Annotated in this window: 15 protein-coding genes and 1 pseudogene; all 16 read right to left on the bottom strand. The window is 46.2% G+C overall.

Translation table 11 applies throughout. From position 1 onward, the window contains the following. Positions 1-65: 65 nt before the first annotated feature. On the bottom strand, positions 66-1,184 hold the full coding sequence (locus tag H6A32_RS16670; protein ID WP_430749578.1) for an oligopeptide/dipeptide ABC transporter ATP-binding protein: 1,119 nt from the start codon (positions 1,182-1,184) through the stop codon (positions 66-68). Positions 1,185-1,226: 42 nt separating this feature from the next. Further along, a pseudogene (locus H6A32_RS16665) lies at positions 1,227-1,340 on the bottom strand (Gfo/Idh/MocA family oxidoreductase); the annotation flags it as partial. A gap of 57 nt (positions 1,341-1,397) precedes the next feature. Then, a complete protein-coding gene (locus H6A32_RS07355; protein ID WP_204864024.1) occupies positions 1,398-1,601 on the bottom strand; it encodes a hypothetical protein in 204 nt (67 codons plus the stop codon). A gap of 18 nt (positions 1,602-1,619) precedes the next feature. Further along, entirely contained in the window at positions 1,620-3,842 is a 2,223-nt protein-coding gene (locus tag H6A32_RS07350; RefSeq protein ID WP_204864023.1) for an alpha-galactosidase, read from the bottom strand. 15 nt (positions 3,843-3,857) lie between these two features. After that, positions 3,858-5,027 (bottom strand): trans-sulfuration enzyme family protein, encoded by a 1,170-nt coding sequence (locus H6A32_RS07345; RefSeq protein ID WP_087166663.1) that lies wholly within the window; start codon positions 5,025-5,027, stop codon positions 3,858-3,860. A 113-nt stretch (positions 5,028-5,140) separates the two neighbouring features. Further along, positions 5,141-5,833, bottom strand: coding sequence for a FadR/GntR family transcriptional regulator (locus H6A32_RS07340; protein ID WP_087166662.1), 693 nt, complete (start codon positions 5,831-5,833; stop codon positions 5,141-5,143). Between the two features lie 102 nt (positions 5,834-5,935). Continuing rightward, the gene (locus H6A32_RS07335; protein WP_087166661.1) at positions 5,936-6,736 is read right to left on the bottom strand and encodes an HAD-IIA family hydrolase; all 801 of its coding nucleotides are present in this window, start codon (positions 6,734-6,736) and stop codon (positions 5,936-5,938) included. Then, positions 6,723-7,469, bottom strand: coding sequence for a glycerophosphodiester phosphodiesterase (locus H6A32_RS07330; protein WP_087166660.1), 747 nt, complete (start codon positions 7,467-7,469; stop codon positions 6,723-6,725). Before H6A32_RS07330 ends, H6A32_RS07335 begins: the two co-directional genes overlap by 14 nt. Positions 7,470-7,595: 126 nt before the next feature. Beyond that, on the bottom strand, positions 7,596-9,002 hold the full coding sequence (locus tag H6A32_RS07325; RefSeq protein WP_204864022.1) for an ABC transporter substrate-binding protein: 1,407 nt from the start codon (positions 9,000-9,002) through the stop codon (positions 7,596-7,598). A gap of 89 nt (positions 9,003-9,091) precedes the next feature. After that, on the bottom strand, positions 9,092-9,853 hold the full coding sequence (locus tag H6A32_RS07320) for a carbohydrate ABC transporter permease (protein ID WP_430749577.1): 762 nt from the start codon (positions 9,851-9,853) through the stop codon (positions 9,092-9,094). 157 nt (positions 9,854-10,010) lie between these two features. Beyond that, the gene (locus H6A32_RS07315) at positions 10,011-10,880 is read right to left on the bottom strand and encodes a carbohydrate ABC transporter permease (protein WP_087166659.1); all 870 of its coding nucleotides are present in this window, start codon (positions 10,878-10,880) and stop codon (positions 10,011-10,013) included. Beyond that, complete coding sequence (locus H6A32_RS07310) at positions 10,877-12,016, bottom strand: sn-glycerol-3-phosphate ABC transporter ATP-binding protein UgpC (protein ID WP_204864021.1); 1,140 nt, start codon at positions 12,014-12,016, stop codon at positions 10,877-10,879. The genes H6A32_RS07315 and H6A32_RS07310 overlap by 4 nt, the downstream gene beginning before the upstream one ends. Positions 12,017-12,310: 294 nt before the next feature. Continuing rightward, entirely contained in the window at positions 12,311-13,699 is a 1,389-nt protein-coding gene (pepV, locus tag H6A32_RS07305) for a dipeptidase PepV (protein WP_243424872.1), read from the bottom strand. A 9-nt stretch (positions 13,700-13,708) separates the two neighbouring features. Further along, a complete protein-coding gene (locus H6A32_RS07300; RefSeq protein ID WP_087166657.1) occupies positions 13,709-14,392 on the bottom strand; it encodes a D-lyxose/D-mannose family sugar isomerase in 684 nt (227 codons plus the stop codon). A gap of 16 nt (positions 14,393-14,408) precedes the next feature. Next, on the bottom strand, positions 14,409-15,425 hold the full coding sequence (locus H6A32_RS07295; protein ID WP_087251816.1) for a M42 family metallopeptidase: 1,017 nt from the start codon (positions 15,423-15,425) through the stop codon (positions 14,409-14,411). Between the two features lie 25 nt (positions 15,426-15,450). Beyond that, positions 15,451-18,594 carry an alpha-mannosidase gene (locus H6A32_RS07290; protein ID WP_204864020.1) on the bottom strand — a complete coding sequence of 1,048 codons (3,144 nt, stop codon included), beginning with the start codon at positions 18,592-18,594 and terminating at the stop codon, positions 15,451-15,453. Positions 18,595-18,600 lie beyond the last annotated feature (6 nt).

The raw sequence follows: 18,600 nt of genomic DNA, 5'->3' as shown, positions 1-18,600 counted from the left end.
TATCATAGAAAAAGGAGCAGCTTTCACTGCTCCCGTCGGGGTTTTGCAGCCCCATCTGTCCGTCCTTAGTCGAACAGATGGCATGCTGCGAAGTGTTCTTTTTCGATCTCTTTTAATACCGGTGTTTCGTTTTTGCACCTTTCTGTAGCATATTTGCATCTGCTTGCGAATCGGCATCCCGGACCGCAGTTGATCGGGCTTCCCACTTCTCCTTCGAGCGGGAGCACAACCTTGTTTTTCTCCTTCTCCGGATTCGGGATCGGAATCGCGCTCAGAAGTGCTTTTGTGTATGGGTGCTGCGGGTTTGCGTACAACTCTTTACTTGACGCAAGTTCAACGATATGTCCCATATACATAACGCCGACACGGTCGGAAATATGTTTCACCATAGACAGATCGTGTGCAATAAACAGGTAAGTCAGGCCAAGTTCTCTCTGAAGCTTGACAAGAAGGTTGAGACGATTATCACCTCCGGCATGTCCGCTCATGTCGCCTTCTGCGACCTCAAAGCTTACCGGTGTCCTTCCAAATTGTGTCAGTATTACTTTATTCTTTCCCAGATTTCCTTTGATGTCTCCTTTTGTTCCGCAGATATGGATGGTCCGCCCACCCTCTCCCGTAAAGGCTGTCATCTGGAAATCTACCGTAATTCCATCTTCAAATTCCATGTTGACGACCTGATGGTCAACTACATCGTTATCGCATGCATAAACGCATCTGCCGTAAGGTCCGGTTTCAAGTGCCTTCCGTACTGCTGCCTCCGAAAGGTCATTCGGCGTCAGCACACAACACGGCCAGGCTGCATCTCCGGTCTTTCCTTCCCGGACTACAGTCCGGATTCCTGTGCGTTCATTTGTAATATAAATCTTCTCTGCATCATACGGACAGTCAGCTTTCGCCAGGCATCCGTCCAGGCATCGCTTTGCAGCGCCCTCCGGTGCCTTTTCCGGCCTGAAGAGATACAGCCCTCCATAAGAAGAAACTTTTTTGCACTGTTTCCCAAGGAGCCAGACAAAAATATCCAGATCATGACAGCTCTTTGCAAGAATCATCGGACTCGTCTCGTCTGTCCTTCTCCAGTTCCCTCTCACATAACTGTGAGCCTGATGCCAGTAGGTAACCTGCTCCATCGCCTGAATTGAAACAACTTCCCCAATAGCTCCGCCTGCAATCAGTTCCTTAATCTTTGAATAAAATGGCGTATAACGGAGTACATGCCCAACTGCGACAATTCTCTGATATTCATGCGCTGCCTTCTGAAGACGCCTGCATTCCTCCGGATCCGGTGAGATTGGTTTTTCGCAGAGTACGTGATATCCCTTTTTAATCGCATTTACCGCCTGCTCTACATGCTACCGGTCCTGTGTCGCAATCACCATCACATCGGCAAGTTTTGGCTACGCCAGCATTTCCTCCGCGGACGAAAAGCATCTGTTCTCCGGCAGGCCGTATCGCATTCTGGCTGCTTCGCGTTTTTCTTCCTGTGGTTCGGCAACAGCTGTAACCTTCATTTCTTCCGGGCTTACAAACTGGTAATTTCCATAGATATCATTTCCCCTGTTTCCAAGTCCTGCAATTGCACATGTAATGATCTGTTTCATCTTCCCATATTCCCTTCCTTATGACTGTGCTGTCAGTTCAAAAAGCCGTGACTGATAATCTCCCTGTCTCTCTTTTTTCTCGCGGATACCGCTTGCATAATCCGAGACTGCCATTCCTGCCCGCATCAACTCATCTCCGCATGCTTCCAGGCCTGTTTCCTTTATCTTGTAACAGAGGTTTTCGTCCAGACCTTTCAAAGTCAGCCGTTTCAACGGCGCATTGGCAGGCTGCCTCATACGGTAATATCCCGCCAGCGCATGTCTTTTATCTTCTGACACGACTATCCATGCCGCCTCGTCTCCTTCAAACGGACTGATTAACCGGTAAAATGTTCCCTCCATAATCAGTTTCCGGATTCGTTTATAATATTGAATCTGCTCTTTGACTTCTTCTTTTTCTTCTTCTGTCAGAGTATCCAGATCCATTTCATAACCGAAACATCCAAAGTATGCCGTCTCCGCTCTTGTGGAAAGCGGCGTGTTTCGAAATGTCTGCTGATTCGGGGCCTCCGATACATGGCATCCCATGGAACTCAGCGGGTATACAAAAGAAGTTCCGTACTGAATCCGAAGCCGTTCTACCGCATCCGTATTATCCGACGTCCAGCACTGCGGTGCATAGTAAAGCATTCCAGGATCAAATCTGGCCCCGCCGCTCGCGCAGGATTCAAACAACACCTCCGGGAATTCAGATGTAAGACGTTCATACAGGCGGTAGACGCCGAGAATATGCCGGTGGAACAGTTTTCCCTGCTCCTCTGCTTTTCTTCCCTGCGAGAATGCCTCCGAGATACTTCGGTTCATGTCCCATTTGATATACGATACAGGCGCATTCCGCAAAATTCCGGAAATCTGGTCACCGATATAATCCACCACTTCCTCTTTCGAAAAGTCCAGCACAAACTGGTTTCTCCCGTGGCATGCATCCCGATACGGTACGTTGATCACCCAGTCCGGATGTTCCTCATAAAGTCTGCTGTCTTTATTTACCATTTCAGGCTCAATCCAAAGCCCGAATTTCATTCCCATGTTTTCAATCTTTTCTGCCAGTCCGCGGATTCCCTGCGGCAGTTTCTTCGGATCAGGATACCAGTCCCCGAGAGACGAAGTATCGTCATCTCTATGTCCAAACCAGCCGTCATCAAGCACCATCATCTCAACCCCGAGTTTCCGGGCTGTTTCCGCGAATTTCAGAATTTTATCTTCTGTAAAATCCATAAAGGTGGCTTCCCAGTTGTTGATTACCACCGGTCGGACACGATCTCTCCAGTATCCTCTTGCAAGACGTTTGCGATAAAGCCGGTGAAATGTCCTGCTCATCTTTCCGAGTCCCTCTCCGGAATAAACGAGTACCGCCTCCGGAGTCTGGAAAGTTTCGTCCTTTTTCAGTGTCCAGGAAAATCCTTCCGGATGAATCCCGATCATGGCTCTTGCCACTCCAAATGTATCCACTGCTGTCTGTCCCAGGAAATTTCCGCTGTAAACCAGGCTGATCCCGATTGCTTCTCCGGCATCCTCTGTCGTCTCCGGCCGCTTCAGTGCAAAAAATGGATTGAACTGGTGGCTGCTGTGCCCGCGCATACTGTAAATAGCCTGAATTCCCTCGTGGAGAGGTGCTGTTTTCACATAACGTTCTCTTGCCCATGCCCCGGTCAGCTCGACCATCTCATATCTGTCGTCCGGCAGATCCAGATTCAGGCTCATGGCACGCTCCAGCACAATGCTGCTCTCTCCCTCATGGACAAATCTTGTATTTCTGATAATTACCGGCAGATTCTCAAAAATCGTGTAGGAGAGAATTATCTTTGTATTCATCACCCGGTCTCTCAGGTAGATCTCCAATGTTTCTGCCTCCTCATCGGATTCTGTATAAACAGCCGGCAGCCCTTCGAGTTTCCTCTTCCCTTTCAGAATCACATAGTCTTCAAACGTAAATTCTGTAATACGGCTTCCGTCTTCCTGCAGAATCTCATAGGCAGGTTCTCTCATATCCCCGTGGCCGTAGGAAGGATATTCCTGTTTCAGATATTCCATGGAGAATGTCCGGTCACCCTCATAAGTACAAGGCGCCATATCACGCAGGGAATACTCAATCAGATGCTGGAAGCTTTCCCGGTCTTTGATTCTCTCTCCATAATAAATCTGTCCCGGCTGTCCGTTTCTTAAGATGCAGAAAATATAACTGATCTCATCATTATAAAGATGAAACTCTTTTGTGTTTTTATGAAATATGATCGGCATGTCTTCTCCTCTCTATCAGAAAACCTGCTGGAAAGCCTGTTCCAGATCTTCAATCAGATTTTCTGTCCCTTCCAATCCGCAGTGGATGCGGATTACGTTTTGTCCGGCTCCCATCTTCTTACAGGTTTCTTCATCTTCCCTCGCGTAAGGCATCATCACCAGACTTTCGAATCCTCCCCAGGATACTCCGATTTTAAAAATCCGAAGCGCCTGGCAGAATTCTTTTGCCTCCTGCGTTGTACTGTCCAGTTCAAAGCTCAATAGTCCGGTATGTCCTGACTGCTGTCTTTCGATCAGTTCGTGCTGTGGATGGGATGCAAGTCCGGTATAGTGTACCTTCTTTACTTTGGGATGCTGTTCCAGATACTGCGCCACAGCAAGTGCTGTCTTTCCGTGTTCCTTTACCCTCACTTCCAGAGTACGCAGCCCCCTCATCATCAGCCAGCCTTCCATCGGTCCTATAATACTTCCGATCTGTTCCCGGATTGTCCTTACCCGTTTTCCCAGTTCCGGATCTTTTACCGTCAGGGATCCTCCGATAATATCACTGTGTCCTCCCAGATACTTGGATGCGGTATGCATTACAAAGTCAGCTCCCAGTTCCAGCGGATTCTGGTAAATCGGTGTGCAGAATGTATTATCGATATATACAAGGGCTCCTTTTGCATGAGCCGCTTCAGCCGCCTTTTTTATATCCTGAACTCGAAATACAACAGAGGAGGGACTCTCCAGCACCAGCAGCTGTGTATCATCCTCCAGAACCTCTTCAATCTCTTTCGGATCATCCCCGTCAATAAAAGTCGTCCGGACATTCATATGCTCTCTGCAGTAATTCTGAAGAAAATCTTTCAGCGGGCCATAGGCAGTGCGGATGCAGACTACATGTCCGCCGCAGGAACATGCAGTAAGAACCGCCGCTGTCGCTGCCGCCATTCCGGATGAAAACACGTAGCTTTCTACTCCTTTTTCAAGTTCGGTAATCTTTTCTTCGAGAATTCTTACAGTCGGGTTCTGGACACGTCCATAACAGTACGTGTGTTTATCCCGCTTATCCGAGTCATAGTACTCGTCCACTGTGGGAAAAATATTTAATGAATTCATAAAAACCGGCGGAACGATCGCATTAAAATACTGATCGTATTCCTCCCCGGCATGTGCGAGTATCATACCTGTTTTCTCTTTCATCGCTTTCCTTCCTCTTTCCTTTTGTTATTTGTAGACTATATTCTGCCAGGTATCATCTATATGCTATAATATAGCTTGATTGTTTAAAATAAATGCACATCAGTTCTGCGGATTCACTGATGTGCTATTGCAATATCATCATATACGCAGTCCAAAAGCTTGTTGTTAATCTTCTGTGCCTTCTTGATATCACGCTCTCTCAACGCCTGATAGAGCATTTCATGATACGGCATGCTTGCCTTGAACGGGTCTTCAATATCCAGCGGAAACTGCCAGAGCTTATCCGTATATTCATCCAGTACTTTCAGTACTGCATAAAACACTTTGTTGTGGCACATCAGGTAGATCTTCTCATGAAATGCCTTGTCCTCTTCGGTATCCCGCTCATCCGCCCGTACCTTCTTCATAAGGACCTCCGTGATCTCCCCCAGTTCGTCCATCTCCTGATCAGTGGCATTCCGCACTACCATGGCCATCAGTTCTGTCTCCATCGCTCTTCTGGCCTCCAGTGCTTCGATCAGAGACTCTCTCTCCATTGTAAAACCGATCAAAGACTCCAGTGCCGTTGCTTTCCTTCCGCGGCATCCTACAAATATGCCTTTGCCGTTCTTCACTTCCACAATGCCTTCCGCCTCCAGAGTCTTCACTGCCTCTCTAAGCGCTGTCCTGCTGACCTGCATCATTTCAATGAACTGTCCCTGAGAAGGAAGTCTGTCACCTTCTTTCAGATCATGTTCCTCTATGTAGCTTTGAATGTACTTAATAATTTCTGATTGTAAAGAAACTCTTTTGATCGGTTTTGCCATCACTGTTCTCCCTATCATGTTCCTTGGGATCATTATATACTTCTTCCAATTCCACGTCAACTGATTTCTTTTTTTTATTAAAATTGTACAAAAGGGCAGAGGTCATGATTCCCGCCATGCCTCTGCCAGTTCGTCGATTGAGGAAAAAATGTAGTCCGGCCCATATCCGCATGCTTCTGCTTCCTGACGCGTGGTCTCTCCGGTCAGTACGAGAGCAGTCTCCACTCCGGTTTTGTGTCCGCAGAGAATGTCCGTATAAAGCCTGTCGCCCACAATCAAAGCCTGTTCTTTTGAGAAATGATTCAGTTTCAGAGAGTACTCGACCATAGCCGTCCCGGGTTTCCCCATATATTCCGGCTGCCTTTTCACCGCATGCTCTATCATCTGACAGATGGCGCCGCAGTCCGGTACATAGCCGAATTCGATCGGGCAGACATAATCCAGATTTGTGGCTATATAGCCCACTTCCGGCCGTGTGCTCAGGATCTGGCAGGTGTCCTGAATCTTTTCGTAAGTCAGCTGATTATCATAAGACACCAGAACACAGGCAATCTCAGGATCCAGACAGTCTACCGTCACCCTGATCCCGTTACGTTTCAGTTCTCTGAGCAGGGATTTTGTTCCCATCACATAGATCAGCTTTCCTTCATAATTCTTTTTCAGATACTGCACAGTGGCAAAAGACGCAGTAATAAAGTTGGAATAATCGGTCATGATTCCCATCTTCTGAAAAGAATGGATATAATCTTCAATGCTTCTGGTAGAATTGTTTGTGATGAACACAAACTGGCCTCCATTGTCCCTGACATCCTCGAGAAACTCTTTTGTCCCGCTGATCAGTCTCTGTCCGATACAGACCGTACCGTCAATATCGAGAAGAAAGAGTTTCTTATTTTTCAGCATGTTCCACCTGCCTGCGTACCGCAATTGCTGTATCCGGATAGTTGGTAATCACGGCTTCCAGCCCTGCCTCGATAAAATGCTTCATATCCTCTTCCCTGTTTACAGTCCAGACACGTACTTTCAGACCGCTCTCCTTCCAGCGTTTCAGGAAATCAGACATATACAGATGGTACAATGCAGGATGCAGTCCCTGTACACCTGTTCCCGCTGCATATTTCTCCACATCCAGTATGACGTCCCCGTACAGATACGCGGTCTCAGCCTCCGGATTCAGCCGGCGAACTTCCTGAATACTGTAGTGGTTGAAAGATGAATAGATGACACGGTCCTCCATCCCCGTCTTTTTTACAATTTCCATTGTCTTCTCTTCGATTTCCGGATACCAGAAAATTCCGGTTTTCAGTTCAATATTCACTTCCATTTTTCCAGGTTTCAGGAGATTCAGCACTTCCTCCAGTGTCGGTATCGTTTCTCCTTCATACGCTTCCATATGATTGTGGAAAGAGAACTTTTTCAGCTCTTCCAATGTATAGTCTCTGACAAATCCGGTTCCGGTGCTGGTCCGGTCAATTTTCTCATCGTGGATGACAACCACTTCCCCGTCTTTTGTAAGCTGTACATCCAGTTCTACCCCATCGGAACCCTGTTCCTCTGCGAGCCGAAATGCTGCAAGTGTATTTTCCGGTGCATATCCGCTTGCCCCTCTGTGCGCAAAAATCTTTACTTCTTTCATGATCTTATACCTCCTGTATCATCATAACATTTTTCGCGATAAAGAAAAGCGTGCCGGAAATCATTTCATTCTCTTTCAGACACGCTTTTCCAATTACTGTGGACAGAATTGATCCGTTTTTACTTTTTAGCCGTTGACAAGATTGTATTCTTCAATCGTATCATTGATCTCCTTTGCCATGTTATCCACTGCCTCTTCCGGCGTTACATCTCCGTTCAGCATATTTTCGATCTGAGTCTCAACAATCTGGCGGGATTCCGGGAATACACTGAGGAGTGCTCCTGCGGATTCCGGTGTGGAATCATGCAGCTGATCGAGAGCTGTCTGGAACTGCGGATATTTGGCAATGTTATCCTTGAACGTCTGCTCCTCCTGTGCTCCTGTAACAATCGGGAAGTATCCTGTCTGTGCGTTCCAGTATGCCTGGGATTCCGGAGAAATCAGGAATTTAACAAATTTCCATGTTGCTGCCGCCTTTGTCTCGTCTTCATTGTTCAGTGCCCACAGAGATGCGCCTCCGATAGAAACTCCGCCTTTGTCATCTGAGCTGACTGCCGGATAGTATGCGGTTCCTACTTCAAATTTTCCGCCGCTGTCTTCCAGAACCTGTTTCAGGGAAGCACTTGATCCAACCATCATAGCTGCTTTTCCGGATGTAAAGTCTGTTGTCGCAGTATCACTTCCGGAACGTCCGACGTTCGGAGCATAACCTTTTTCAAAAAGATCATACCATGCATTTAAGATGTTCAGACCGCCGCCGTTTTCATCAAACTCCACTTTGGTAGCTGCTTTTTCACGTCCGTTTCCGTTATTTACCATATTCAGAGCCTGTTTGCAGAGGAACTGTTCGAAATACCAGCCGTAAATGCTGATTGCAAATACTTCCTGAGCTCTACCCTTCTCTTTCAATGCGTCACCTACTTCTGCGATCTCCGGAAGGCTGGTCGGAATATCTGTGATACCCGCAGCATCAAACATATCTTTGTTGTAGTACAGAAGCGGTGTGGAAGAATTGAACGGCATGGAGTACATCGTTCCGTCCTCTGTTGTATAATATGCGGCTACATTCGGTTCGAGCTCCGACATATCATATCCGTCCGCATCGATCATTTCCTGCATCGGAATGATCCATCCTGAATCGATCATGAAACGGGTTCCCAGATCGTAGATCTGTACAAGATCCGCTCCCATGTTTCCGATCTGAGCACTTTTCAGCTTGTTGATCGTATCATCATATTCGCCCTGGTATACAGCTTCTACTGTGATACCATCTTCATTTTCTTCATTAAATTTGTTTACCAGGTAATCCATGGCTTCTCCGTTAACACCGCCCATGGAATGCCAGAATGTAATCGTTGTTCCATTTGTGTCAACGTTTTTAAAATTGTCAGTGATCACTCCGGACCCGGTGCTTTCTTCCCCTTCTGAATTCTGCCCGTTCATCTCAGAAGCACTTTTCCCGCTTCCACAGCCAGCAAGGGTAGAAACAACCATCAGAGCAGCGAGCATCGCTGCGATTACTCGTTTTTTCATAGATATTTTCTCCTTTTCTTTTTCCGCCGGTGCCCTTTCCGGGTTCATCCAGCGTCTGCCTTCATGTTGATATATGTAAACAGACCAGTCTAACCTTTGACTGCACCTGAAAACATTCCGCTGATCAGCTGTTTCTGTCCTACGATGAAAATCACCATGGACGGAATGATAATTGCCACAACGCCCGCCATCATCAGCGTAATAGACTGGGCATCTACACTGTTCAGCATACTGATACCGATCTGTACGGTCCGCATTTCTTCAGATCCCGTTACAAGAAGCGGCCACATATACATATTCCATGCATTGATGAATGTATACACTGCCATTGCCCCGATTGCAGATTTTGTAAGCGGAATCAGGATCTTTACAATAAATCTCAGGTTTCCGCATCCGTCCAGTTTCGCCGACTCATAAAGAGAGATCGGGAATGTCATATAGAACTGGCGGAAGAGGAAGATTCCCATTGCGGATGTCAGCGATGGAAGAATCAGAACCAGATAAGTATCCAGAATTCCCATGCTGCTGACCGTCAGATAGTTGGAGATGATAACCGCCTCTCCCGGAACCATCATGGTAGCCATGACAAGCATGAACAGAAAGTTTTTCCCTTTGAACTCCAAAAAGGAGAACGCAAAAGCCGCAAGAGAACAGGTAATAATCTGTCCGATTGTAATGCATCCTGCTACAAGGAAAGAATTCAGGATAAACTGTACAAGCGGCACCTGTGTGAATGCCCTGATATAATTTTCAAATGTCGGATGTGATGGAATAATGTTCAGATCCATCGTAAAAAGCTCATCTCCCGGCATAATAGATACGCTGACAGAGTATAAAAGCGGGAACAGCATAAACAGGGCAAAAATGATATTTACAGCAACCAGCACCGTTTTACGGATTCTCTTTTTCCTCAAGGCGCGGGCGTTCATCAGTCTGTGAAGTTTCTCCACTTCCTCTGCATTATAAGAATCAAGCTCTATTGAAATCGCACTATTCATTCCAGCCATCTTAATATTTGACTCCTTTCTTTTCAATCTTGAACATCACAAGTGTCAGTACCATGATGATCAGGAACAGTACAACGGACTGTGCCGCCGCACTTCCAAATTTGTAGTTAAAAAACGCGTCCCTGTAAATTGAATATACAATTACATTCGTGGACTCTCCCGGTCCTCCGGCCGTCAGGATCTTAATCTGTCCGAAGGACTGGAATGCCTGGATGATATTGACTACAAGTGTATAGAACATAATCGGGCTTAATCCCGGAAGCGTCAGACGGAAGAATTTTTGAATTCCGTTCGCTCCGTCTACAGAAGCACGCTCATAAATGGACTCGTCAATGTTTCCAAGTCCTGCCGAAAAATACAGGAAATTGATCCCGCTGTTCAGCCATGCTGTAAGAACCGCCACACAGATCAGCGCATATTTCGGATCTGCGATCCAGTTGATATCCAGTCCGGTCAGTTTGTTCAGAATACCGATTGTCGGGTTCAGAATAATCTTGAAAATCATTGCGGCTCCACTGGACGCAATCGCCATCGGGAGTGCATAGGATGTGCTGAACACCCTGATTCCCGGAAAGGCCTTGCTGCAGAGCACCGCCCCGATCAGACCAATCAGCATGCTGCCGATTACAACGATTACAACAAAAATCACGGTTACTAAAAGACTGTTATAAAATGATTCTGACGTGAGCAGATCCACGTAATTGTCCAGTCCCACAAACACCTTTGCCTGTCCCAGCTTGTCTGTCAAAAACAGACTCAGGTAGATCGTTTTCACAAAAGGATAAAACAGGAAAACCGCAAACACCAGAAAGCAGGGAATCAAATAGAAATAAGCATTTCTGCCCTTCGTTTTCTCCATCAACTGTTTCATTGCTTACCTCCATGATAAAAAATATTTTTCTCTGTATCTGCATCAAAGAAATGCACCCGGTTCATGTCCACATATAAGGTCATTTCATCTCCCGGAGCTCCCTTTGTATCTACCGTAAGCCGTGCCGCATATTCGCCCGCCCTTTGTTCTTTCAGGTAGAAGATGGACTCTGATCCGAGCATTTCTTTTACTACGACTTTTCCGGTCAGCCTGCATCTGGAAGGATTCAGGTTTGCGTGTTCCTCCTTGACTTCTTCTGAAAAATGTTCCGGACGGATTCCAAGAATTACCTTCTTGTCTGCATACTGTCCTGCCAGCAGAGCCGCCTTCGTCTGCGGAACCTCCAGTTTCTGTCCGGATGCCAGCACAAAATCTACACCGCTTCCGTTTTTCCGGATTGTACCCTCCATGAAGTTCATGGACGGGGATCCGATAAATCCGGCAACAAACAGATCCGCCGGATCTTCATAAATTGTTCTCGGCGCATCCGCCTGACGAATAAATCCGTCTTTCATGACAACAATTCTTGTTCCAAGTGTCATGGCCTCGGTCTGGTCATGCGTAACATAAATGATCGTTGTCCCAAGCCGTTTATGTAAATCCGCAAGCTCTACTCTCATCTGGGCTCTCAGCTTTGCATCCAGGTTGGACAATGGTTCATCCATCAGAAATGCCTTTGGTTTTCTCATAATCGCGCTTCCAATGGCAACCCGCTGTTTCTGTCCTCCCGAAAGCTGTCCCGGTCTTCTTTTTAAAAGAGATTCAATGCCAAGAATGGCCGCAGCCTCATGCACTTTCTGATCAATTTCATTTTTCGGAACCTTCCGGATCTGCAGCGCAAAGGCCATATTATCATAGACTGTCATCTGTGGATATAACGCATAGTTCTGGAAAACCATGGACAGGTCTCTGTCCTTCGGTTCCACATAATTACAGAGCTGCTTGTCAATCCAGAGTTCTCCGCTCGTAATTTCCTCCAGTCCCGCAATCATACGAAGTGTAGTCGATTTCCCGCAGCCGGACGGTCCGACAAAGATGACAAATTCGTTATCATGGATTTCCAGATTAAAATCCTTTACCGCGTAATGCTCTTTGTCATAGGATTTGCATACATTTCTCAATGTAATTTCTGACACGGCTTTTTCCTCCCTTTCTGAAGTTTTATTCTCTTTTTCCCTTATTTCTTTCACAACACGAGAAATTATATTGATTCATCATTAATGTTTGATGGAATTTTTGTTAAATGGTCGTTAAAGATTTTTTCCCTCTTGTTTCCTTTTCTTTTCCCTTTATTTCCGCGGTTTTTCAGCGCAAACCGGACTGTTTTTCTTTCTTATTTTCGTAAAATTTCTGTTATTCAATGTAAAATTTACGTATACTTTTTCATAAAAAAAGGACGGGAAGCACATTCCCGTCCGGATTATTTCGTATTATTTTTTTGCAAGTTCCGCCATGGCTGCCGCTGTCAGCTCAATAGATTTCATAAGATTTTCAACCGGCATCTGCTCATTTGGCTGGTGGGCTACATCCGGTTCTCCCGGAAACATCGGTCCGAATGCCACCATGTTTTTAAACATTTTGGCATACGTTCCTCCTCCGATTGCCTTTGGTTCAGGATCTTCGCCGGTTCCCTCCTGGTATACTTCCATCAGTTTCCGGACAAGTTCAGAATCTTTCGGAACATAGAGCATATCAGTTGTTCTGTGTAAAAGAATCTCCATTCCATAGGAGGAAAGCGCCGAATGCAGCTGATGATATACCACATCCGCATCACCGTTTTTCGGATAACGGATATCCAGATTCAGATTCATTTCCTCCTCTGTATATTCGATTACACCGAGATTGACAGTTGTCTCACCGGTTTCCTCATCCCGGAAACAGATTCCCAGTGTTTCCCCATTTGTTTCCTTTCCGATTTTCTGGCATACAAAATCAGCCATTTTCTGGAAGTCTCCACCGATTCCCATTCCCCGGACTGCAAGAAGAAGCTTCACAACCGCGTTTTCTCCGAGTTCCGGTCTGCTGCCATGCGCGCTGACTCCTTCTGCCTCAATTACCGTATTTCCATCCCGGATGCTTACTGTAACACTGTCATCTGCAAGCTCATGCTCTCCTTCCAGAACAAGTCTGCAATGAAGCGGCACAATATTTCCGGCAGTTCCGCCCCGGAACTCAAGGACACGGATTTCTCCCTGTTCCGGGTGTTTTTTCCCTCCGATCACGGTTGTCATTCCCTTTTCAAAAAAGATAAGCGGATATTCCGCATCCGGAGTGATTCCCAGCACCGGATGTTCTTCCCCGGCTTCAACATAATGTTTGATGCAGTCACATCCACGCTCTTCATTCGTTCCGAAGATCACACGTACTCTGCGGTCCAGCGGAAGGTTCAGATCCTGAATGGCTTTCATTGCATAGATAGCGCCGATCGTCGGCCCTTTATCATCAGCCACACCTCTTCCGTAAAGGATTCCATCATGGATCTCAGCTCCAAATGGAGGGTATTTCCAGTCATCACCCACCGGTACTACGTCCAGATGTCCGAGAACCGCAATCATCTCATCCCCTTCTCCCATCTCTACGTAACCGGCCTTGTTATCCACATTGCCCGTACGAAATCCTAATTTTTTCCCCAGCTGCAACGCAAAATCCAGCGCTTCTTTCGGGCCTTTTCCATATGGTGCACCTTCTTCCGGCTCACCGCCTACGCTGTCAATCCGGATACAGTCCTGAATTCCTCCGATAATCTCATCCTGCATTTCCCGGATTTTTTCCCTTAATCTTGTATAATCCATGATTTCATCTCCTCTTTTCTGCTCCATGATTCTTCCTTACTCCTCTGCTTCCGGATATTCATTGCAGAGCAGACGGTATGGTGCTTCATCCTCTTCAATTTCCGGAAATCTTCCGACCTCTTCATAGAAACGGTTATCTACATTGTCATCGTTGCACATGGAAACTTCCCCGATCAGCACATCACCGGTTCCCGGTTCTACATCAAAATCGTGATACTGATGCGGCCAGAGTGTAATACTCTCTCCCGGCTGCAGCCTGACTCCCGTTCCGGCTTTTACCTGATATGACCTTCCGTCCGAATTTACTGTCACATCAGTATCCGCAAGCCCTCCTTCTCCATCATCATTATACAGATGGATGATCAGAGTTCCGCCGCCCCGGTTAATGATGTCCTCCGATTTTTTCCAGTGGAAATGCATCGGGGAATGCTGTCCTTCTTTCAGCATCAGCAGTTTTTCCGCATAGACTTTTTTATATTTCGGATTATTCTGGTTTCCGTTCCGGATTGTAATCAAAGAAAATCCGACCTTGTCAAAATCTCCCAGCCCGTAGTCCGTAATATCCCATCCAAGCATGTTGTCACGGATCTCATCATACTCATGTCCTTTTTCCCGCCAGTCTTCCGGTGTCCAGTGACAAAATGGCGGAAGCTCAAATCCATGCTCTTTGATCAATGCTTCCATGTCTTTAATACACTGATTGATTTTTGATCGTTTCATCCTCTCATTCTCCTCCTTACTTGATTTTTTCCTGTGTGATAATCGGAATTTCCTCCTGAAGATAACATTCCATCAGCCGGATACATGCTTCCACATCATCCAGATTGACAATACTGTTCGGTGTATGACCATACCTGGTCGGAATCGAAATCCCAAGTACTTTCACACCGCCTCCTGACTTATTGATTGCCCCTGCATCAGTACCTCCTGCCACAAGTGCGTCCCGCTGATACGGAATCCGGTTTCTTTCGGCGCAGTCGATCAGCCCTTTGGTCATCTCACAGTCGCAGATGACACTGCTGTCATTGATTTTGATCGCTGCCCCTTTTCCGAGTACCGGATTCCCATTTTCATCACCCGGGACATCAAAAGATCCGGTAATATCAACAGCGATTCCAAGATCCGGTTTTACTGTTTCTGCCGAAGTTGTAGAACCGAACAGTCCGACCTCCTCCTGTACAGTGTATACAAAATAGAGATCATGATAACAGTTTTTGATTCTCTTCAACGCTTCAGTCTGAATATAGCATGCAATCCGGTCATCAAAGGCTTTGGACATCACATTGCGTCCCGCAAGTTCTGCATAATCTCCGCAGAATACCGCGCAGTCGCCCGGTTTGACATACTTTCCGGCCTCTTCCTTTGACATCGCTCCGATATCAATATAAAGTTTGTCAATCTCTTTCGGCTTAACGGTATCTATCGGATCCGTTACTCCGACTGTTCCAACAGTTCCGTTTTCAAAACGTACTCTGTTCATGAAGGAGCACAGTGCGGACACCCCTCCGATCTGCTTCACTTTCAGAAGTCCGTTGTCTAGAATCTTCACTACACAGAGGCCGATCTCATCCATATGTGCCGCACACATGATTTTTTTCTTGTCAGCTCCGCTTCCCCGCTTTAAAACAATCAGATTCCCCATTGCGTCTCTTGTAATTTCGTCCGCATAATCCATGACTTCCCTGATAATCAGGTCGGACACATTTTTTTCCAGTCCGCTTACTCCCCACGTCTGTGTATAATCCTTGATCATTTTTTCTCCTTTTCCCCGGTTCCATTTATTCAAAGATCAGCCGGAATGTCTTAATCTCATATGGTTTAAATACGGTCTCAAAACAGTTTTTGCCGGCCGTAAGTTCTTCTTCATTTTCTTCCAGAAGATTACATTCATATACATGTGCAATCGGATATGCTGTCTGAATCTGTGCTCTGACGCGATTATTTTTATTCTCGTACATTCTGACAATCACGCCGTTTCCATCTTCTGCTTTTTTGATGACTTCCACAAAACAGCTCTCCTGACTGCATTTCAGAAAGCTTTCGTATTCTCCGCCGCAGCCCTCCTGCCTTCCGGTTCTCTTTGCCAGCATCGGCACATTCAGGTTGTATGCCATCTCTACGGTTTTCGCTTCCTGCCATCTTCCCGCATGCGGATAGATGGAATAGGTAAATTCATGCTCTCCGATATCAGCATCTTCGTTCGGATAGGTTCCGGATTTGATCAGAGTCAGACTCATATCACCTTTTTTGATTCCATATCCATACTTACAGTCATTGAGCAGACTGATTCCGGAACTGTTTTCTGAAAGATCCGCCCACTTGTGTCCACACGATTCAAATTTCGCCGTATCCCAGCTGTAGTTGTTTGTCGTCTCACGTTCCACATTTCCAAACTGGATTTCATATGACGCTCTTGTCGTATTGACATCTACCGGAAAATGTGTTTTCAAAATCACATGATGCGTTTTCCAGTCTGCTTTCGTCCGGAAATCAATCCGTGGAATCTGGTGATACAGACATACCTGCTGTGTCACTGTCGAGTCAAGGAATCCGCATTCAAATTCCACCACCATGCGGACTTCTCCATTCTCAACGACTCTTGCCGGGGAATACCAGTCTGCCTCATACGGCTTTCTCTGATAAAACACGTCAATGTCCCAGTTATCCCACTGCATCGGACGGTCTTCATATGTCCGTAGAACGTTACCGCACCTGCCTTCCTGAATCAGCTCTTTTTCTGCTCCTTTTTCATAGAGCGACGTAATTTCCATCTTCTCATTAAAGCAGACCTTGATAAATGGATTCTCAAATGTGTAATCCCATTCTTTTCCGGTACTTTCTTCGAGTAATTCCTCTGTTTCATATAATTTTTTATATCCAAGCGGCGGAATATGGCTTACATAGAGCAGATATCTGCCATCTGCCGTTTTTTGCGCAGGCACATTTCTTCCGTCTTCATCTACAAGTCTCGGGATTTCTGTTCCATCATCCAGCACTACGAGATCATCTCTCTCATATCCCTGGGTATTCATCACTACGACGCCTTCTTTTTCCATTGAAAGCCTGCCGACAGCCGCGGATACAACCCGATTCAATTCCTCTTTTCCCGCCTCTTCAATTTCATGATACTCTTTATCTGTCTGTTCGTACACCGGTTTGATACTGGAACCCGGTACAATATCATGGAACTGGTTGATGAGAAGAATATCCCAGCCCTTGTCCAGCACATTTTGAAGCTGTTCATCTTTTTCTATACCGGCCATACAGGAGGCCGTCTCCATCTGCGTGTACAGAATCTCGTTCTTTCTGTTACTCCGCTTGTTTCTTGCCATGGAAGTCAGAGTTCCCCTGTGGTATTCGAAATACAGTTCTCCATCCCAGGTCGGCATGTCCGGAAGATCATGGATCTTTTCATATGTCCGGTCAAAATAATCCTGTTCAAATTCCTGACGGATTTTCGGAATTCCCGGTATTCCGTATTTCAGCCTTTCGGCACTCTCCAGCATTTCTTTGGTCGGACCGCCGCCTCCATCGCCGAATCCAAAGAGCATCAAAGTATCTTCTGTCAGATCACGGTTCTGGAACCGTTTAAATGTTCCAAGCGCCATATTCGGGTTTACGATTCCTGTATAGGTCGTTGTATTTCTTGTATCAGAGAAAGAAATATTCAGTCCCTGATCCTTATCATAATCCGTTGTTGTCGGCATAAATGCAAAGACTTCCGATCCATCGATTCCCTTCCATATAAATGTATCATTCGGAAGCTGGTCGTACTGATTCCATGCGATTTTCGTTGTCATGAAATATGGAATTCCGGATTTTTTCAGAATCTGCGGCAGTGCGGCAGAATAACCGAAAACATCAGGGAGCCACAAAGATTTACTTTCTTTTCCAAACTCCTCCAGAAAGAAACGATGCCCCTTGATGATCTGTCTGACAAGTGATTCTCCTCCCGCCAGATTGCAGTCTGCTTCCAGCCACATGGCTCCGTCTACTTCCCATCTGCCTTCCCGGATCCGTTCTTTGATTTTCTCATACATTTCCGGCTCCTGCTCTTTTACAAACTGATAGAGAATCGGCTGACTGGACATGAATTTATAGTCCGGATACTGCTCCATGAGACGAAGTACAGTAGAAAAGCTGCGAAGTACTTTCTCCCTTGTCTGCTCCACCGTCCAGAGCCATGCAATATCAATATGTGTATGCCCGATGGCGCTGACTGTCGGACACTCCCGTTCTTCACTATAGAAAGCTTCTTTTAAAATCTGTTCAGCCTTTTCAATCGAACTGTAAAATTTCTCCGAGTATGCATCCCGCAAATCAAGTGCATCCAGCGCCGGTGCCATACTTTGAAGTACTCTTCTGTAGTTTTCTTCGTCCGCCTTTTTCAATACATAGGCACTCTGAAGAGGAATCAGCAAATCATAATACAGTTTCTGTACCCGGTCATCTACTGCAATAAGGTATGTATGAATCACAAGATCCCCTTCTACCATCCCGCTATAGGCAAGAACCGCAATTTCATAAGAGTCACCGGCCTTTGCCTTTCCTGAGATTGTCACTTCCCGATGATTCACATCAATCCCCTGAATCAACTGTCCGTCCAGATAGAAAATCATCTGCGGATTCGTTGCATCCCATTCACCTTCCCGTCCTGTTGTAATCAGGAACTCCACATGCTTCCCGTCCATAGATTCCGGGATCGTAATTGTTGTACGGAACCACCGGTGGGCATCCACCTGATTCCACGCCGTTCCCATTACATAGTCTTTCCATTGTCCATCAATTGCACATACATGCCCGTCCTTTTTCTTTCCTTCCAGGCTTTTATAGGCTGTAATTTCTCTTTTTTCTACAATAATCATCTTTTCGATATCTTCTCTCAGCCTTTGCGCCCGCCCCAGTTCAAAAATCAGATTCATATTACC

The sequence above is a fragment of the Drancourtella massiliensis genome (genome assembly GCF_016900655.1).
Lineage (GTDB): Bacteria > Bacillota > Clostridia > Lachnospirales > Lachnospiraceae > Sellimonas > Sellimonas catena.
Note: the sequence above shows the minus strand (reverse complement) of the source record. Positions and strands in the feature narration are given on the sequence as shown.

Excerpts from the sequence above, each read along its gene's own strand:
- H6A32_RS07355 (WP_204864024.1), bottom strand. The coding sequence starts at position 1,601 with ATGAAACAGATCATTACATGTGCAATTGCAGGACTTGGAAACAGGGGA.
- H6A32_RS07350 (WP_204864023.1), bottom strand. The coding sequence starts at position 3,842 with ATGCCGATCATATTTCATAAAAACACAAAAGAGTTTCATCTTTATAAT.
- H6A32_RS07345 (WP_087166663.1), bottom strand. The coding sequence starts at position 5,027 with ATGAAAGAGAAAACAGGTATGATACTCGCACATGCCGGGGAGGAATAC.
- H6A32_RS07340 (WP_087166662.1), bottom strand. The coding sequence starts at position 5,833 with ATGGCAAAACCGATCAAAAGAGTTTCTTTACAATCAGAAATTATTAAG.
- H6A32_RS07335 (WP_087166661.1), bottom strand. The coding sequence starts at position 6,736 with ATGCTGAAAAATAAGAAACTCTTTCTTCTCGATATTGACGGTACGGTC.
- H6A32_RS07330 (WP_087166660.1), bottom strand. The coding sequence starts at position 7,469 with ATGAAAGAAGTAAAGATTTTTGCGCACAGAGGGGCAAGCGGATATGCA.
- H6A32_RS07325 (WP_204864022.1), bottom strand. The coding sequence starts at position 9,002 with ATGAAAAAACGAGTAATCGCAGCGATGCTCGCTGCTCTGATGGTTGTT.
- H6A32_RS07320 (WP_430749577.1), bottom strand. The coding sequence starts at position 9,853 with ATGCTGTTCCCGCTTTTATACTCTGTCAGCGTATCTATTATGCCGGGA.
- H6A32_RS07315 (WP_087166659.1), bottom strand. The coding sequence starts at position 10,880 with ATGAAACAGTTGATGGAGAAAACGAAGGGCAGAAATGCTTATTTCTAT.
- pepV (WP_243424872.1), bottom strand. The coding sequence starts at position 13,699 with ATGGAGCAGAAAAGAGGAGATGAAATCATGGATTATACAAGATTAAGG.
- H6A32_RS07300 (WP_087166657.1), bottom strand. The coding sequence starts at position 14,392 with ATGAAACGATCAAAAATCAATCAGTGTATTAAAGACATGGAAGCATTG.
- H6A32_RS07295 (WP_087251816.1), bottom strand. The coding sequence starts at position 15,425 with ATGATCAAGGATTATACACAGACGTGGGGAGTAAGCGGACTGGAAAAA.
- H6A32_RS07290 (WP_204864020.1), bottom strand. The coding sequence starts at position 18,594 with ATGAATCTGATTTTTGAACTGGGGCGGGCGCAAAGGCTGAGAGAAGAT.